The organism is Streptomyces showdoensis (assembly GCF_039535475.1).
Lineage (GTDB): Bacteria > Actinomycetota > Actinomycetes > Streptomycetales > Streptomycetaceae > Streptomyces > Streptomyces showdoensis.
The window spans coordinates 1-17090 of record NZ_BAAAXG010000025.1; the positions used below are offsets into that span (position 1 = coordinate 1).

The 17090-nt window shown below is 72.3% G+C and carries 18 protein-coding genes and 1 pseudogene; 13 read left to right on the plus strand and 6 right to left on the minus strand.

From position 1 onward, the window contains the following. The 3 genes from ABD981_RS12290 to ABD981_RS12300 all read right to left on the minus strand — a co-directional run. Positions 1-649: response regulator transcription factor (locus ABD981_RS12290; RefSeq protein ID WP_345529097.1), on the minus strand; the 649-nt coding region annotated here is incomplete at its 3' end. After that, entirely contained in the window at positions 646-1833 is a 1188-nt protein-coding gene (locus ABD981_RS12295; RefSeq protein ID WP_123954614.1) for a sensor histidine kinase, read from the minus strand. The genes ABD981_RS12295 and ABD981_RS12290, both read right to left, overlap by 4 nt. 7 nt (positions 1834-1840) lie before the next feature. Next, positions 1841-2503 (minus strand): DUF998 domain-containing protein, encoded by a 663-nt coding sequence (locus tag ABD981_RS12300; RefSeq protein WP_123954615.1) that lies wholly within the window; start codon positions 2501-2503, stop codon positions 1841-1843. A 572-nt stretch (positions 2504-3075) separates the two neighbouring features. Here ABD981_RS12300 and ABD981_RS12305 point away from each other — a divergent pair. Together ABD981_RS12305 and ABD981_RS12310 are read left to right on the plus strand one after the other, a co-directional pair. Then, positions 3076-4974, plus strand: a complete 1899-nt coding sequence (locus ABD981_RS12305) for an N-acetylmuramoyl-L-alanine amidase (RefSeq protein WP_046908752.1) — start codon at positions 3076-3078, stop codon at positions 4972-4974. A gap of 482 nt (positions 4975-5456) precedes the next feature. Continuing rightward, complete coding sequence (locus ABD981_RS12310; RefSeq protein WP_046908753.1) at positions 5457-6332, plus strand: DUF4394 domain-containing protein; 876 nt, start codon at positions 5457-5459, stop codon at positions 6330-6332. Between the two features lie 184 nt (positions 6333-6516). Here ABD981_RS12310 and ABD981_RS12315 read toward each other — a convergent pair whose 3' ends face one another. Together ABD981_RS12315 and ABD981_RS12320 are read right to left on the minus strand one after the other, a co-directional pair. Next, positions 6517-7167, minus strand: coding sequence for a fasciclin domain-containing protein (locus ABD981_RS12315; protein ID WP_046908754.1), 651 nt, complete (start codon positions 7165-7167; stop codon positions 6517-6519). Positions 7168-7257: 90 nt separating this feature from the next. Next, positions 7258-8850 (minus strand): molybdopterin-dependent oxidoreductase, encoded by a 1593-nt coding sequence (locus tag ABD981_RS12320; RefSeq protein WP_046908755.1) that lies wholly within the window; start codon positions 8848-8850, stop codon positions 7258-7260. 264 nt (positions 8851-9114) lie between these two features. Here ABD981_RS12320 and ABD981_RS12325 point away from each other — a divergent pair, with 264 nt between their 5' ends. Together ABD981_RS12325 and ABD981_RS12330 are read left to right on the plus strand one after the other, a co-directional pair. Continuing rightward, positions 9115-9513, plus strand: coding sequence for a hypothetical protein (locus tag ABD981_RS12325; RefSeq protein WP_046908756.1), 399 nt, complete (start codon positions 9115-9117; stop codon positions 9511-9513). 111 nt (positions 9514-9624) lie between these two features. Beyond that, positions 9625-10050, plus strand: a complete 426-nt coding sequence (locus tag ABD981_RS12330; protein WP_165590955.1) for an ATP-binding protein — start codon at positions 9625-9627, stop codon at positions 10048-10050. 161 nt (positions 10051-10211) lie between these two features. On the opposite strand, the gene ABD981_RS38900 is transcribed toward ABD981_RS12330, so the two are convergent. Beyond that, positions 10212-10433, minus strand: a complete 222-nt coding sequence (locus ABD981_RS38900) for a chaplin family protein (RefSeq protein WP_425586405.1) — start codon at positions 10431-10433, stop codon at positions 10212-10214. On the opposite strand from ABD981_RS38900, the gene ABD981_RS12335 reads away from it, so the two are divergent. From ABD981_RS12335 to ABD981_RS12375, 9 genes and pseudogenes are all read left to right on the plus strand, one after another. Further along, on the plus strand, positions 10327-10578 hold the full coding sequence (locus ABD981_RS12335) for a hypothetical protein (RefSeq protein WP_345529101.1): 252 nt from the start codon (positions 10327-10329) through the stop codon (positions 10576-10578). The genes ABD981_RS38900 and ABD981_RS12335 overlap by 107 nt on opposite strands. A 325-nt stretch (positions 10579-10903) precedes the next feature. Next, positions 10904-11497 carry an ECF RNA polymerase sigma factor SigK gene (gene sigK / locus ABD981_RS12340; protein WP_046908758.1) on the plus strand — a complete coding sequence of 198 codons (594 nt, stop codon included), beginning with the start codon at positions 10904-10906 and terminating at the stop codon, positions 11495-11497. After that, positions 11494-12252 (plus strand): anti-sigma factor, encoded by a 759-nt coding sequence (locus ABD981_RS12345; protein ID WP_046908759.1) that lies wholly within the window; start codon positions 11494-11496, stop codon positions 12250-12252. The genes sigK and ABD981_RS12345 overlap by 4 nt, the downstream gene beginning before the upstream one ends. A 225-nt stretch (positions 12253-12477) precedes the next feature. Further along, positions 12478-12822: a hypothetical protein gene (locus tag ABD981_RS12350; RefSeq protein WP_205628198.1), complete on the plus strand. Its 345-nt coding sequence runs from the start codon at positions 12478-12480 to the stop codon at positions 12820-12822. Next, on the plus strand, positions 12819-14105 hold the full coding sequence (locus ABD981_RS12355; RefSeq protein ID WP_046908761.1) for an SAM-dependent methyltransferase: 1287 nt from the start codon (positions 12819-12821) through the stop codon (positions 14103-14105). The genes ABD981_RS12350 and ABD981_RS12355 overlap by 4 nt, the downstream gene beginning before the upstream one ends. 8 nt (positions 14106-14113) lie before the next feature. Continuing rightward, positions 14114-14366 (plus strand): annotated as a pseudogene (locus ABD981_RS12360) (DUF1295 domain-containing protein); the annotation flags it as partial. Further along, positions 14363-15091: an alpha/beta fold hydrolase gene (locus ABD981_RS12365; protein WP_046908762.1), complete on the plus strand. Its 729-nt coding sequence runs from the start codon at positions 14363-14365 to the stop codon at positions 15089-15091. The pseudogene ABD981_RS12360 and the gene ABD981_RS12365, both read left to right, overlap by 4 nt. 191 nt (positions 15092-15282) lie before the next feature. Then, positions 15283-15678 carry a DoxX family protein gene (locus tag ABD981_RS12370; RefSeq protein ID WP_046908763.1) on the plus strand — a complete coding sequence of 132 codons (396 nt, stop codon included), beginning with the start codon at positions 15283-15285 and terminating at the stop codon, positions 15676-15678. 376 nt (positions 15679-16054) lie between these two features. Further along, entirely contained in the window at positions 16055-16699 is a 645-nt protein-coding gene (locus tag ABD981_RS12375; RefSeq protein ID WP_046908764.1) for a carbonic anhydrase, read from the plus strand. Positions 16700-17090: the final 391 nt, after the last annotated feature.

The window sequence follows — 17090 nt, forward strand, 5'->3', positions numbered from 1 at the left end:
CCAGGCCTGTCTCGTAGGCGAGTATGACCAGTTGCGCGCGGTCACGGACGCCGAGCTTGGAGATCGCGCGGGTGACGTGGGTCTTGGCGGTGAACGGGCTGATGAAGAGCTGTGCAGCGATCTGTTCGTTGGACAGGCCGGTCGCGATCAGGCGGGTCACTTCGCGTTCCCGCGGGGTGAGCACGGCGAGCTGTTCGCCGGTGTCGGCCGGGGTTGCCGGGCGGTGCGCGAACTGCTCGATCACCCGTCGGGTCGCGCCCGGCGACAGCAGTGCGTCGCCCGCCGCGACCGCCCGGACGGCCTGGCGCAGGTCGTCCGGTTCGGTCTCCTTGGTGAGGAAGCCGCTCGCGCCGGCGCGCAGTGCCGCGAAGACGTACTCGTCGGTCTCGAAGGTGGTGAGGACGATGACGCGGCAATCCGCCAGTTCGGGGCTCTCGACGATCGTCCGGGTGGCGGTGAGGCCGTCCGTGCCGGGCATGCGGATGTCCATGAGGACGACGTCGGGGCGGACGGCGCGGGCCGCACGGACCGCCTCGTCACCCGTGCCCGCCTCGCCGACGACCTGGATGTCCTCGGATCGGGCGAGCAGGCTGCTGAATCCCGCTCGTACCAGGGCCTGGTCGTCGGCGAGGAGCACCTTGATCGTCATGGGTGGAAGCCTGGCACAGGTATGGCGGCTCGCACGAGCCATCCCTCGCCCTGTGCGTGCGGTCCGGCTCGGAGGCGTCCGCCGAGTGCCCGGACCCGTTCGTCCATCCCGCGTATCCCGTGCCCGGCTCTCCGGGGCGGCTGGGCCGTTGTCCGGCCGTCGTCGGCGATGCTCACCTCCACCTGTCCATCGCCGCACCGGATACCGACTTCGGCCTGTGACGCCTGTGCGTGGCGGGCGGTATTGGTGAGGGCTTCCTGGACGATCCGGTGGACGGCGAGGGAGACAGGCGCGGGGACTGCCGTGAGGTCACCCGCCGTCTCCAGCCGGATGTCCAGCTCCGGTGACCGCATACGGTCGACGAGCGCCGCGATCTCGAAGACCCCGGCCGCGGGCGTCTGTGGGTCCTCTCCCGGCGCACGCAGCACGTGGACGAGCGCGTGGAGGTCGCGCAGGGCCTCTGCGCGGACCTGCTGCGCGGTGGCGAGGGCGCTGCGCGCCTCGTCCGGGGAGTCGTCCAGGGCCTCGGCGGCGACCCGGAGCTGGAGTCCTACCACGGTGAGAGTGTGCCCGACGACGTCGTGGAGTTCCCGGGCGATGTCCAGCCGGGCCTCCGCGATCCGCTGCCCGGCTTCCAGGTCTCGTTCCCGCGCGGCTTGCAGGAGGCGTTCGTCGAGTTCGGCGCGCCAGCGGAGCCGGTTGCGGTACGCGGTGGCGGCGGCGAGGAGCACCGCGAGCCACAGGGCCTCAGTACCCAGGGAGCCGAGGGCCTCGCGCGGGGTGGAGCCCCCGGCGCTCGTCTCCCAGGCTCCGGCGAAGGCCAGTTCGGCCAGGCCGATGCCGGCCGCCCACGGCAGACCTGGGCGTCCGGGCCGGTCGTCCGCGGCAAGGGCGGCATACGCGGCGGAGACCGGCCACACCCAGCCCGCGTCGGTGAGTCCGGCGGTGCGGAACGCGACGACGGCCTGCACGCTGAGCAACAGCACGGCGAGCGGCCACCGGCGGCGCGTCAGCAGCAGCGCGCCGAGCCATAGGGCGAGCGGCAGGGTTCCCGCGGCGTCCAGGCGACCGCCGAGCCGTGCGGTGACGGCCAGGACGGCAAAGAAGGTGCCGGCCGCCAGGAGCCGGTCGACGAGCCGGACCGAGCCGGGGGCGGCGGGAGCACGAACGGCGGGTGGTTCCATGCACCGATCATCCACGACGGTTCTGCTCCCGCTCCGAGGATGTGCCCACCACCGCCAGTGCGAGCGCGATCCACCCGAAGTCCACTGCGAGTACGAGGCGTTCGGCGAGGCCCACGAGAGTGGGGGCGCCGCCCAGCCTGAGTGACGGCCCGCCGCTCATCACGTCGGTCAGGAAGACCGCGAGCACGACCGTTGCCGTGGCCGTGGCCACGGTCGAAGTGTTCAGGGCCGTTCGCAGGCCTGGCCGCCTGGCCACGAGCGTCCCGCGGAGCAGCATGGCTGCGGTGGGCAGGGCGGCGAAGGCGAGGAAGGCGGCGTTGCCGTGGACGAGCTCGGACAGGGAGGGGTGGCTCCAGTTGCCGGGCGGGTCCGCCGGGAAGAATCCTGCGACCAGGATGCCCGCCGCCCACACCGCGAGCGCGGCCCGACCCGCCCGCCGTGTGCCGGCCCCCAGCCGTACCGCGAGGATGGCGGAGGCGGTGCCGACGGCCAGCAGAGCCGCCGGGACCAGCCAGCCGGCCGTGCCGTGTACGTACCGGCTGAGGGTCTCGCTCACCAGCTCGTACCGCGGGTTGAGCGTCTCCACCGCGGCCATCGCCAGGGCCCCGATGCCGATCAGGGCGAGCGGAGTCCGTACCCCCGCGGCCCAAGCCGTGTTCGTCGCCGTCATGCCATCCTCCTCGCTGTCGTTCCGGTGATCCCGAACCTACGGAGGTGGCTTGGGCAGCCGCGTCGTCCCGATGCGGCACCGTGTCGTACACCGGTCGGTGTCGTCACTCCGCCCGGCTGCACCATTCGGTGTACGTGCCACGGCATACCCGCCCACTTACCCGGCACCCCGACGCGCCCACCTCCCACCCCCGAGCGGGCCTGGGCGGTCCTCGGTGCGCATCTCCCGCTTCTCCCACGCCGCCACGCCCGCCGGGTGCGGCGCCTCCCGGGACGACGATCGCTTCGAGAGCGCTTCGACGTACTCGTCGAACGGGACGACCTTGCTCGCCGGCGGGACCTCGCCTGTGAGGTCGGCGCCGTAATCCCGGTACTCCTCGACGACGCGTGCATCGGGCCGCTTCCAGCGACGACGGCCGCCGCCGCTCGGGTGGGATCGCTGCTCCGGCGCGGTGACGGGCTGTGCGTGTCGGGCGTGTCGGGGGGACCGGGCGGCCTCCGTCCATTTCGCTGTGACGGCCGCAGCGTCGGCCCTGGACCGAGCCACGACCGCCACAGCGAAATGGACATGGTGTGACCAGAAGACACGGGCGCCACGGCCGCCGGACGTACGGCGCCGTGGGAGCGACGGTGGCCCTCATCTGGGGCTGTGCCACCGCTGGGTACGCCCAGCCCTCCGATGCCGCACCCGGCGGCTTCGAGCGGGCGGCCGAGCAGGCGGCGGCGGAGTTCGGCGTACCGAAGGAAGTGCTCCTCGGCGTCAGCTACGAGTCCTCGTGGTGGGAGGCCAATGACGGCCGCCCCAGCACCAAGGGCGGCTACGGACCCATGCACCTGACGGACACGACGTCCGGGGGGACGTACGCCCATCGTCCGGGCGAGGGGCCCGTGGACGCCACGGGCACCGACGACCCGTCCGAGCACACGTTGCAGACTGCCGCCGCGATGATCGGCGTCCCGTCCTCGACTCTCCAGCGGGACGAGCTGCAGAACCTTCGAGGCGGCGCCGCACTCCTCGCCTCGTACCAACGCCGGGTCACCCGTGAGATGCCGACCGACCCGGGCAGCTGGTACGGGGCCGTGGCGCGCTACAGCCAGGCCGGCGACACCGCCGCGGCGGAACGGTTCGCCGATGGCGTGTTCGCGGTGATCCGCTCCGGCAGGCAGAAGGTGCGCAAGGACGGCCAGAGGGTTTCCCTGACGAAGGCGCCGTCCACCCGTCCGGCGAGGGCGCAGCTCGCGACCCTGGGACTGCGGGCATCGGCCGCGGCAGCGGTACCGGAGTGCCCCGCCGAGCTGAAGTGCCGGTTCGCGCCCGCCGCCGCCTCGAACTACCAGGTGTCCACGCGGGACTCGAACGGCATGGACGTCGACTTCATCGTCATCCATGACCTCGAAGGGTCCTACGACGGGGGGATCAGCTGGTTCCAGGACCCCGTCAGCGGGGTTTCCGCGCACTACGTGATGAAGGCCGACGGCAGCGCGGCGACGCAGATGGTCGCCACCAAGGACATCGCCTTCCACGCCGGGAACTACTGGATGAACCTGCACGGCATCGGCATCGAGATGGAGGGGTACGCCGCCCAGGGGCCCACCTGGTTCACTCCGGCCCAGTACAAGGCGACCGCCACCCTGGTGGCGTACCTGGCACGACGCTTCCACGTGCCGCTGGACCGCCGGCACATCATCGGCCACGACAACGTCCTTCCGCCCAGGCCGGCCCGAGCGCCGGACGCCCACTGGGACCCCGGCCCGTACTGGGACTGGGAGAGGTTCATGGCTCTCCTCGACGCCGATCAGCGCCGGGAGCGCGGGGCCGGGGGAGGCGAGACGGGCGGGAACGCCGGCGTCGGACAGGCGGTCATGATCGCCCCGACGTTCGCCGAGAACGCCCAGACGGTGACGGTGTGTTCCCCGACGTGCCGGTCCCGTACGCAGCCTTCGAACCTCCTCTACGTCCACACGGAGCCCCGCGCCGACGCTCCGCTCGTCCCCGACCTCGCCCTCCGCCCGGACGGCTCGGCGGGAAGCGATCGCATCGAGGACTGGGGGGCCTCGGTGGTGTGGGGACAGGAGTTCGTGGTCGCCGACGTGCGCGGGGACTGGACGGCCATCTGGTTCGGCGGGCGGAAGGGATGGATCCACAACCCGGCGGGGAGGAACACCCGCCCCGTCCCGAACGCGCGGATCGTCCGTCCCGCGAGCGGGGCCAAGGTCTCGGTGTACACGACGGCCTACCCCCGAACGGGCGAGTACCCCCAGGGACTGCCGGCGTCGGCACAGACGCGGTTCGACATGTACGGGTTCCCTCAGGGGCAGGCGTACGTGGCTGCTCGTACTCCGGTAGGCGCCGACGACTTCTTCCCCGCCACTCCCACGCGCCCGGAGGCCGTGGTCACCGGCGACCAGAGGTACGACGTGATCCAATACAACCGGCGCCTGGCCACGGTGAACACGGCGGAGACGGGCTGATGGAAGGCGGAGCACGGGGCGCCCTCGGCGCCTGAGGACGAGGAGGCGCCGGCGGGGTCGGCTGCGCCCGTGGTGGACCTGAGCGGCTTCGCTGGAGGATCTGTCGCCGGCGCCGCGGGAGTGCTGCGGTGGGGCCGGCGGGCCGGCCACGGTGCATGAGATGTCGGCCCCGAAGAAGGCCGCGGCCACGTTGACCCCCGCGAAGAAGACGGCCTGGCGCGGCGGGGATTCGAGTCCGGACAGTCCGTCGGCTGCCGGCCCGAAGACGATTCCAGCTGCGCACCGTCCCCACGCCCGACACCCGCGGCACGGCGAACGGGCTCCCGACGCGCCGACGCCCACCCGCCTGGAGCATCGATTGCTTCGATGCTTGAGCCGCGTGGGTGGCTTTCCCGCCGGAGCCCCGTCCACCGCGGTGGCGGTGGCGAATCCCCCGCAAGCCTCGGTCACCCTGACCGAGGCATCGAGTGTCGGGAGAGAACATGCGCAACCGAACCGTGACCGCAGCATCCGCCGTCGTGCTCGCCGCCCTGTGCGCGGCACCCGCCCTGGCGGCGTCCGGCAGCCCGTCGCAGACCCTGCCCGCCCACGCCCACGCCCACAAGAGCCTGCACGCGATCGGACTCACCGGCGACCAGCGCCTGGTCGAGTTCGACGTCGACAAGCCGTCCAAGACCTGGTCGCTGGGCAAGGTCTCGGGCCTGTCCGGCGACACCAAGCTCGTCGGCATCGACTTCCGCGTCCAGAACGAGGCGCTCTACGGTGTCGGCGACAAGGGCGGCATCTACACCCTGAACACCTCCAGCGCCAAGGCGATGAAGGTCTCCCAGCTGACCGTCGCGCTGGCAGGTACCGCGTTCGGCGTGGACTTCAACCCCGTCGCCAACCGGCTGCGGATCATCTCCGACACCGGCCAGAACCTGCGCCACAACATCGACGACGCGGCCGCCCCGCTGACCACCACCGTCGACGGCACCCTCACCAACCCCACCATGCCGCCGTCGACCGCCATGGGCGTCACCGGCGCCGCCTACACCAACAACGACCTCGACGCCGCGACCGCGACGACCCTGTTCGACCTCGACACGATGGCCGACCGGATCTCCCTGCAGTCCCCGGCCAACGTCGGCACCCTCGCCCCCACCGGCAGCCTGGGAGTGAACGCCGACCTCGACGCCGGCTTCGACATCTCCTACGACCCGACGGCCGGCACGAACCACGGCTTCGCCGCCATCGGCACCGCCGGCGCGTACCGCCTGTACGCGGTCGACGTACTGACCGGCAAGGCCACCTGCAAGGGCGACTTCCCGACCAAGTACCAGGTCACGGACCTGGCCCTGCCCATCAACCAGAAGTAGCCGCGCCCCGCCCCCGGGCGCCCGGCCCTGGCACGGGGTCCCGAGGGGGGACCAGCGCGCCGGGCCGGGCAGGCGGGCAGGCCGGCCGATCTTCGCACCGGAGCCGGTCAGAGCGGTGGCCCTGCGTCCTTCCCCGAAGGACGCAGGGCCACCGGCCGTCGGCGGAAACGCCCCGCCGTACGGGCTACTTGGGCATCAGGACGGTGTCGACGATGTAGACGTTGGCGTTGGCGGTCTTGACGTTGCCGCACACCACGTTGGACGTGTCGTTGACCTGGTAGGACTCGCCGGAGCCCTTCGTGGTGACCGTGCCCTTCTCCAGGGTTTCGAAGCTGCCGTTCTCCAGCTGCTGCGGGGTGAGCTTCTGGCCCACGACGTGGTAGGTCAGGATCTGGGTGAGGGTGGCCTTGTCGGCGAGGACCTTGTCGAGGTCGGCCTTCGGGATCTTCGCGAAGGCGTCGTTGGTCGGGGCGAAGACGGTGATGTCCTTCGCGTTGTTGAGCGTGTCGACCAGCCCGGCCTGCTTGACGGCGGCGACCAGGGTCGACAGGGCCGGGTTGTTCGAGGCGGCCGTGGCGACCGGGTCCTTGGCCATGCCGTCGAAGGAACCGGCGCCGTCCTTGGGCACGCCCGCGCAGGCCGGGCCGAAGGGCTGGTCGCCGGTCGTCGAATCGCCCGCGGGGGTGCTCTCGCTCGTCTTGGCCGCGTCGTCCGCAGTGGCGGTGGGGGCCGCCTTGGTGTCGCTGCCGGAGTCGGAGCAGGCGGCGAGGGAGAAGGGCAGCAGGGCGGCCGCGGCGACGGCGATCGTGGTGCGGCGGATCTTCATGCTGTTCATGGTCGATTGCTCCTCGGGGGCTTTTCTCTGGGTGATTCCGGGAAGTCGGCTGTGCTGCCCGGTGCGGGCCGTGGGGCCCGTACGGGTGGTCTAGGGGACGGTGACGAAGACGCTGTGCCAGCCGCTCGCTCCGTCGGGGATGGTCCGCGTGCGCTGTTCGGTCTGCACGGCTCCGGTGCCGTCGGTGGCGCGGACGGTGATGGTGTGGCCCCCGGACGTGGCTTTCCAGGGGTAGGACCACTGGCGCCAGGTGTCGATGCCGGCCTGCGGGGCGAGGTCGGCGTCCTGCCAGGGGCCGTCGTCGACGCGGATCTCGACGCGGGTGATGCCGCGGTGCTGGGCCCAGGCGACGCCGGCGATGGTGACGGGGCCGGCGGCGGGGCGTGCGAAGGGTTTCGGGGTGTCGATGCGGGCCTGGGTCTTGATCGGCGCTTTGCGGGCCCACTTCCGCTTGACCCAGTACGGGTCGTACCTGTCGAAGGTGGTCAGCTCGATGTCGGTGATCCACTTGCAGGCCGATACGTACCCGTACAGGCCGGGGACGAGCATGCGGACGGGGAAGCCGTGGTCGAAGGGGAGGGGTTCGCCGTTCATGCCCACGGCGAGGATCGCGTCGCGGCCGTCCATCACGTCCTCGACCGGGGAACCCAGGGTCATCCCGTCCACCGAGCGGGCCACCAGCTGGTCCGCCTTCCCGCCCTGGGACGGTGGCCGGACTCCCGCCTCCCGAAGGAGGTCTGCGAGCCGGACACCGAGCCAGCGGGCGGTGCCGATGTAGGGGCCGCCGACCTCGTTGGAGACGCAGGTCAGGGTGATGTCGCGTTCGACGAGGGGCCGGGCCAAGAGCTGGGCGAGGGTGTAGGTCCGGGGCCGGGTGACGCCTGTGCCGTGGATCCGCAGCCGCCAGGTGGCCGCGTCGACCTTGGGAACGCTCAGGGCGGTGTCGACGCGGTAGAAGTCGGCGTTGGGCGTGGTGAAGGGGCTGATGTCCGCGACCTTGAGCTGGACACCCGCCGGAAGCGCGGGTGCCGGGGACGAAGGCGCCGGCAGCACGAGGCTGCTGCGGGAGGCGACGGCGCCCTGGCCCTGGCGGCCGGCGAAGTACCGGCCCAGGGCCCCGGCCGAGGCCGCCGTCACAGCGGTCACGCCGGCCGCGGCGAGGAAACCGCGCCTGTTCCACCCTTCGGCACCCGCCTGGCCGTCCCCGTCCCCGTCAACGGAGGTGGCGGTGGCCTTCGACGCGAGGACGTACAGGGCCAGTGCCCCGGCGAGGGCTCCGGCGATCGAGGGCAGTGCATCGCCCATGCCGGTGGAGTCCGGGCGGCCGAGGGCCGCGGCGGAGCCGACGATCCCGAAGAGCAGCACGCCCGCGGCGCCGACCCGCCGACGAGACAGGGCGAGGATGCCCAGGCCGAGGGCGATGAGGGTGAGGAGGGCGAGGATCCCGAGCTGCAGAACGGTCTTGTCGTCCTCACCGAAGGTGCGGATCGCGAAGTCCTTGACCGCCGGGGGCGTCCGGTCGATCACGGCGCCCCCGACGACCGTCACGGGTCCGGCCGCCGGACGCACCAGTCCGGCGACCAGCTCGGCCACGGACAGTGCCGTGAACGCGGCCAGGACTCCGGCCAGTGCGCCGCGGGCTGCGCGGGAGAAGGTGCTGCGGAAGCTGCTCACACCCGTCATTCGGCAGCCTCCATCCGGCGGATTGGCGCGACCTCCGAAAGAGTGAACTCCTCGCGGGTGTTGCCTTGCGGAACGGGCGCCCCCTCCGCCGGCCGCCGGGGTACCCCGTGCGCGGAGACATGGCGAAAACAGGCGATTCTCTCTATTTGGGCACCAATCGCAATCCTTGTGCCGGTGCGTACCGAATCCTTCGCGTGAGGTTCTTGAAAGGGCCCGCAGCACATCGAGTTTCACGAGCTAGTGGATTCAAGGGAGGTGAGTGCGATGACCGCGTCCGTGAACGTGCGGAGGCTGATCGCCGGGGCGGCGTCGGCCGGGCTGCTGGCCGGCGCGTCCGTGCTGGGCGTCTCCGCCACGGCGAACGCAGCGTCGATGCCGTCGGCGGCGACCTCGGCGGTCACCGGAGACCGGGACCACCGTCACGACCGGTGGGAACGGCACGAGCGGTGCGACTGGGTGAAGGGCCAGTGGGCCGAGAAGTGGGTCAAGGGGCACTGGGAGTGGAAGTGGCACCAGGGAACCTGGCACCACAGCTACCAGGACCACCACGGGAAGTGGCACGACGGATGGTGGGGCAAGGGCTACTGGAAGCAGCACTGGGTGCCCGGCCACTACGTCGATCACTGGGTTCCCGCCCACTGGGACTGCCACGACAAGTGGTAGCGCGCACCAGGGCGTCGTGGGGTTCCGGTACCACCGGAACCCCACTCCTCTTCCGTACCTGCCCGGCGTCCCGTCCGGGGCGCGGGGTGGCACCGATCGTGAGGAATGATCATGGACACCGTCATCGCGTCCCGCAGGTGTCCGCCCACGCTGCACCTCCCGCTCCCGCCCGATGCGCAGGCTGCCCGGCACGCCCGCCGGAGCGTGGAACGGATACTGGCTTCCGAGCCGGCCCTCTGCCCGCGTGCGGTTGCCGAGGACCTCGTGCTGATCGTCTCCGAGCTGGTCACCAACGCGGTCCTGCACGCCGACGGCCCGTTTGCGCTCACGCTCAGTCTGGAGGCGGGGCGGGCGGGCATCGCCGTGAGCGACGGCTCACCCGGCCTTTCGGGCCGCCGCTCGAGGGTCGGGGCACGGCGGATCGGTTCGGGCGGGCGCGGTCTGAACATCGTCCGGGCTCTCGGGGCGGACCTGTTCGTCAGCCGCTGGGACTGTGGGAAGCAGGTCGTCGCGGTCGTCACCTGGCAGGACGGGTGAAGAGGGGAACTGCGGGTGGCTGTCCCGACAGCCACCCGCAGCCGACCCGCCCGGCACGGGAGTGATGCGCAGCGTGCCCCCAGGGCCGCGCCCGGCCCCGTGCCGGGTCGGGTCACCGGCCGGCGCCTACCCGTCTTGCGGGCGCCGGACCGGAGCTCTGCTCACGGCAGACGGTCAGGTGTCGACACAGGCGTTGCCGAAGGACGGGTCCAGCAGGCCGATGAGGCCCTGTTGCCGCAGGCGTTGACGGGTACGTGGATCGGCACCTGGAGGAGCTTGCCCGAGCCCACGCCCGGCGCGTACGAGCTCACGCCCGGCGCGTACGAGGCCACGCCCGGCGCGTACGAGCTCACACCTTGCGCGCCCACGTCGGCCGACGCCACCGACGCGCCCGCCAACACGACCGCGCCGGCCGACACGACCGCGCCCGCTGCCGGGGCCAGGCCCGGACCTCGTCGCGGATCGATCATGTCTCCGTACCTCCCCGTGAGGGTGTACGGCCGCGCGGAGGTCCCGCGCGGCCGGTGAGAGATCCCGTGAACACCTACGGGCTCCCGCACACCCGCTCTTCGCCACAGCCCTCCCGGCGGCTTGGTCTCATCCCGCCGGTTCCCCCCGACGGGTTAGTAGCGGTTTGCGCAGCTGACGAAGCCTCCTCCCATCCGCAGATACGTCGGCTACGAAGAACAGGCGAGACAGACGCGCAGGCTTGCCGGAAACCGGACCGTCCTCGGGGGCGGTCCGGCCCCCGTAGCAGCGACGACACGAGGAACGGCATGCGATGGACGCCCCGACCCCCGACGGCCCCACCAGTCGGCCGTTTCGCCTCCTGGCCACAGCCGGAGCCCCGCAGGTGAACCAACCGATCCCCTTCAACACCGGCCGTCCCTCCGACCCCGCCCGCCGCGACCTGCCCTCCATCATGGAAAGCGTCGCCCGCGGCGACCAAGACGCCTTCTCCGCGCTCTACGACGCCCTGGCACCGACGGTGTTCGGCATCGTGCTCAAGGTCGTTCGCGACCGGGCGCAGTCCGAGGAGGTCGCGCAGGAGGTGATGGTCGACGTGTGGCGGCAGGCCGCCCGCTACCGGCCCGAAGCCGGCTCGGTCACCACGTGGGCGGCCACCATCGCCCACCGCCGGGCCGTGGACCGGGTCCGCTCCGCCCAGGCCGCCACCGACCGTGAGCAGGCCCAGGCGGCCCGTGCGCTCACCACCACCGCCGACGAGATCGCCGAGCAGGCCGACACCCGCCTGGAATCCGAGCAGGTACGGCGCTGTCTGCGCGGCCTGACCGAGCTCCAGCGCCAGGCCGTGACCCTCGCCTACTACCAGGGGCTGACCTACCGTGAAGTCGCCGAGACCGTGCACACGCCGCTTCCCACCATCAGGACAGGCATGCGCGACGGACTCATCCGGCTCCGCGACTGCATGGGGGTGACCCCATGAACCAGCACCGCTCCGACCTCCACGCCCTCGCCGCCGCCTACGCCCTCGACGCCCTTGAAGACGGCGAACGCCAAGCCTTCGACGCCCACCTCCAGGTCTGCGAGGCCTGTCGGCAGGAAGCCGCCGAGTTCCGGGCCACCGCGGCCCGCCTGGCCGCAGGCGTCGCCCAGCCACCGCCCGCCTCCGCCAAAGCGCAGGTCTTGGCCGCCATCGACGAAGTGCGCCAACTGCCACCCCGCGTGCCCGCGACCGTGGCCACCGCGTCCGCCCCGGCGGTGGGCGGCATGCTGCGCCGCCGGGCCGTGCCCCTGGCGCTGGCCGCCGGCGTTGCCACCGCCGCCCTAGGCGGCATCGCCGTGTGGCAGACGCAGAACGGTGAGGACTTCCAGGCACAGACCCGCCAGGCCCAGCAGCGACTCGACACGATCAGCACGGTTCTGGCGGCACCCGACGCGCGCACCGTCCACGGGCGGGCCGCCAACGGCGCCCTGACCACCGTCGTCGCCTCCGACCGGCAGAACAAGGCCGTCTTCACCGCCGCCAACCTCCCCGCACCAGGAGAGGGCAAGACCTATCAGCTGTGGCTCGACCACGACGGCACCATGCGTCCCGCCGGACTCATCGACCACGACGGAACCGTCATCCTCACCGGCAACCCCGCCGACGCGGGCGCCGTCGGGCTCACCCTCGAACCCTTCGGAGGATCCCCCCAGCCCACCACCGACCCCCTGCTCCTGATGACCCTTCCAGCCTGATACCGGCACCCCCTGGGCGACACCACCCCCAGCTGCCCGAACCGAGCCTCGGGCCGCCCGGGCGGTCTTCATCCTCACCGCCACTGGCCGCCTGCACCGGAGGCACGTCACCGCCGTGGTGGCCGAGCTCCTCGCGGATCTCCTCCAATCCGGCCGCCGGGCCGCTGCGAAGTACGGGTGAAACGCAGCGGCCTGGCGGCGTGTCGAGTGGCGGGAGCGGTTGTGGTGCGGGACCGGACAGAGGCGGTCAACGGTTCGGGGGTGGCGGGCACCCTCGCCGCCGAGCACTCCGCCGTCGGGCCCGCCACCGCCACCGGCCCGGCCGCCGCCGACAACGGCTACGCAGACCACTACGCCAAGACCCTGAGCCCGTGGCGGGAACGCTCCGCCGCCAACCGCTCCACCACCCGCGGTCTCCGCCTCCGCCTCGGCCTCCTCGGCCTCGGCTTTGGTTTCGACCCGCTCTTCCAGCGCATGCGCGAGTTCTGCCTCGCCTCCTCGGAGGCCGGATTCCGCTCCCGTCAACTCGACATCCGCCAGCTCCTCCTCACCGAAAGGACCCACCGATGAGGCCCGCCGCCGACCGACTCGCCCAGCTCCTCGGCCACTTCGTCCCCGGCCCCCTCCCCGTCCGGATCCGCGCGTGGGACGGCAGCCAGTCGGGCCCCGCCGACGCGCCCCTCGTCATCCTCCGCTCACCCGCGGCCCTGCGCCGCCTGATGTGGCAGCCCGGCGAACTCGGGCTCGCCGAGGCGTACATCACCGGAGACCTGGACGTCGAAGGCGACCTGGCCGACGCCCTCTCCCATGCGGGCCGCAGCGTCCGCGACCGCTCCCCGGCTCGCCCGGGCCCGGCCGCCCTGGCCTCAGCCGCCGCCCTCGCCGCGCGCCTGGGCGCGGCCGGTCCGCCCCCCAGGCGCCCCGGCGGGCGGGCCCGCCTGACCGGCGGCCTGCACAGCGTCGCGCGGGACCGCGCCGGGATCAGCCACCACTACGACCTCTCCAACGACTTCTACGCCCTTCTGCTGGACGAGACGATGGCGTACTCCTGCGCCTACTGGACCCGACGCGACGACCCCGCCTACACCCTGGCCGACGCCCAGCGAGACAAGTTCGACCTGATCTGCCGCAAACTCGGGCTCGGGTCCGGGGACCGGCTGCTCGACGTGGGCTGCGGCTGGGGTTCCCTCACCGTCCACGCGGCCCGCGAACACAAAGCCCGTGTCACCGCCGTCACCCTCTCCCGCGCCCAGCACGCCCACGTCACCGAGCGCGCCGCACGCGAAGGGGTGGCCGACCTCGTGGACGTCCAGCTGCGGCACTGGCGCGACATCGACGGCGGTGGCTACGACGCCGCCGCCGCGATCGAGATGGGCGAGCACGTCGGCGACGCCGAGTACCCCGCCTTCGCCGCGAAACTGCACGACGCGCTGCGCCCCGGGGGACGGCTGCTGATCCAACAGATGTCCCGCGGCGCCCACGCGCCCGGCGGCGGCGCCTTCATCGAGACGTACATCGCCCCCGACATGCACATGCGCCCCGTCGGCCGCACCGTCGACCTGCTGGAACGCTCCGGTCTGGAGGTCCGCTCCACCGAATCCCTCCGCGAGCACTACACGACCACCATCGACGCCTGGCGCGCCACCCTCGAACGGCGCTGGAGCGACGTCGAGGACCTGGTCGGGGAGACCACGGCCCGCGTATGGCGGCTCTACCTCGCCGGGGCCTCGCTCGCCTTCACCGAACGCCGCATGGGCGTCGACCACATCCTCGCCGTACGGAACACCCGCGACGGCGCGTCCGGCATGCCCGCCACCTCCGCCCCCTGGTACCACCCGGCGATCACAGCGTGAACGGCACCCACTTCGGCGACAGCCTTGTCTGGTGGGGCCGGTAACCTGCTCGCCTGCACCACCTGGCGGCTCGCCCTCGCCGTCCTCGTCTCGCCGGTCCTGATGACCCTGCTCCTCACCGTCGGCAGTGGCGAGCGTCGCCTCCTGGAGAGATACATGGACCACCGCCCCGGCCACGCCGCATACGCGGCCCGCACCAGCGGCTTCTTCCCCTTGCCACCCCGTAAAACCCCTCGCCGCGCGCCGGAGAAGACGACATGAGCGAACCCGACCGAAGCGGGACCTTCCGTGCTCTGCATGTGCCCGAGCCCCGGTTCCTGCCCGCGGCCGGCGCGGTACTGCTGTTGCACGGCGGACGCGCCGACTCACTCGCACCTCCGTCGGCCCTCAACCTGCCCGACCTGAGGATGAGAGCCTTCGCCCGGGTGCTCGGCGAAGACCCCCGCCACGCCGACATCCTCATCGGGTACGTCCGCTACCGGATGCGCGGCTGGAACGCGGAGCGCGCCGACCCCGTTCCCGACACGCGCCGGGCGCTGGCCGAACTTGCCGACATGGCCGGCCCTCTGCCCGTGGTGCTGCTCGGGCATTCCATGGGCGCCCGAGCCGCGCTGCGCGCCGCCGACGCTCCGCACGTCCGGGGCGTCGTCGCCCTCGCCCCCTGGTGCCCTCCCGGTGAGCCGGTCACCCACCTGAGCCACCGCACCGTCATCGCCCTCCACGACCCGGCCGACCCGATCACGTCCGCCACCGACACCTGGGCGTACCTCCGCCGCGCCGAGGCCGCCGGGGCCCGCGTCCGGGGCGTCCGGATGCCCGGCGGTCGCCACGCGATGATCCGCCGCTCACGCCTCTGGCACGGCCTTGCCGCCCGGAGCACAGCCGAGATCCTCGGTTTGGCGTCCCCACTCCGTACCTCCACCCCGGAGCCCAGGTGGGGGGCCGGCCCGTTGGACGCCGCCCTGTTCACCCCGGTCCCCCGATAGGCGACTCACGACCCGCCCGTCGGGAACGTCCCTGGCTGTAAGCCGGACTTCAACTGTCCCGCCTCCCGTGCGATACGCCGCGCTTCCGACCAACGGCGTGACGGGGAGGGCCCGCGACAGCATAATTACTGCCCGGTAACCGATGGGCCTCCTGGACCCTGTTCCGGTCCGCCCCTGACCTGAGGAATCCGATGTCCCCTGAGCGTTCCGCGCTTCTGCTCGCCGGCCTGATGGCCTCGGCGGGCCTCGCTCACTTCGCCGCCCCCAAGCAGTTCGACGCCATCGTGCCGCGTTCCCTTCCGGGCAGCCCCCGGGCCTGGACCACGGCCAGCGGCGTGGCCGAACTGGCCTTGGCCGCCGGCCTCGCGATCCCGGCGACCCGAAAGGCGAGCGCCCAGGCCACCGCCCTGTTCCTGGCCGGAGTGTTCCCGGCGAACGTCAAGATGGCGTACGACTGGCGCCACCGTTCGAGGGCCGCGAGAGCCGTCGCCTGCGCGCGGCTTCCCCTCCAGGTCCCGCTGATCCTCTGGGCGCGCCACGCCGGTCGCCAGGACGTCAGGCGTGGCGCCGAGGGCGCCGGCGGGTGATCAGGAGCAGCGCCGGAACAGGACCGGCAGCACGGCGAGGGCGGCGAGTGCGGCGAGGGCGGCTTCGATCCTGGAGCGAGTTCCCTGGCTGAGGGTGGCGCCGACGGCGTCATGGCGTTCGGCGAGATGTGCGTGGAGTGGGGTCGGCGAGTGCCGGGGCTGCCACGGCGAGCCCGAGGGCCGCGGGCAAGGCCATGAGCGTGGTCAGCCGGGTGGAGCACTTGACCGTCATCGCGGTGCACCCCCTTCCGGGGAGGTTTCACCTGCACGAGGCCGGATCGCGTTCGTACGTTTGTCCCCTTTCTTCACCGTTCGGTGTGACGGCCGAGGGGGAGTGCCCGGTACGGCGGCCGGTGCGACCTCGTAGGCTGCCGCCATGACCGAGAAGATCCAGACGCCGTCGCCCCGCGACGCTTTCGACCTGCTCATGGCCGGCAACCTGCGGTTCGTCACCGGCTCGCCCGAGCACCCGAACCAGGACGCCGAACGACGCACTTTGACCGCCCCCGGTCAACAGCCGTTCGCCGTGCTGTTCGGATGCTCCGACTCCCGGCTGGCCGCAGAGATCATCTTCGACCGGGGCCTGGGCGACCTGTTCGTCGTCCGCACCGCCGGGCACGTCGCCGGCACGGAAGTCCTCGGTTCCATCGAGTTCGGCGTGGCGGTTCTCGGCGCGCCGTTGGTCGTGGTCCTCGGTCACGACTCGTGCGGCGCCGTCGCCGCGGCCTGCTCCGCCCTGGAGAACGGGCAGACGCCGGGCGGGTTCGTCCGTGACGTCGTCGAACGGGTGACGCCCAGTGTTCTCGCGGCGCGGGCCGCCGGACGCGACAAGCCGGACGAGATCCTGGCCGAGCACATCGAACACACCGTGGACCTGCTGCTCGAGCGCTCCCGCGTCCTGGCCGAGGCGGTCGCCGAAGGCCGTCTCGGTGTGGTGGGCCTGTCCTACCGTCTGGCCGACGGCAGTGCCCAGCTCGTCGCCGCCCGAGGCCTGGACGCGACGGTCCCGACCGCCCCGTAACCACGCTCCTCCACAAGCCCGGCCCTGCGTCCCCGCGCCCGCTACGGCGCGGGGACGCGGACTTCGGGCGCGACCAGCCGATCGCGAACCCCGCGGCGGCCCTGTCTCCGGCGGAGCCACCCACCGGCTCGTACCCCCGTCGTGTTCGGCAGGTGGGCGCCGGAGGACGAGGTCGCCCTTCCCGATCCGGTCGACTGCCCGGGCACGTGCGTCCTCCATGCACCGGGAAACTCTCCCGGCGCCTCCACGCACCGTAAGACTCTCCCGGCGCATGCCGGATGTTCCGCCGGTTCAGGGTGTCGCGCCGTTGACCCCTGGTCCCGATGTCCGCCTCCGGAGGGGCGGGGCGCTGAGGGTCGACTCGGCGGCCGGAGCGGCGGTCTGACCGATC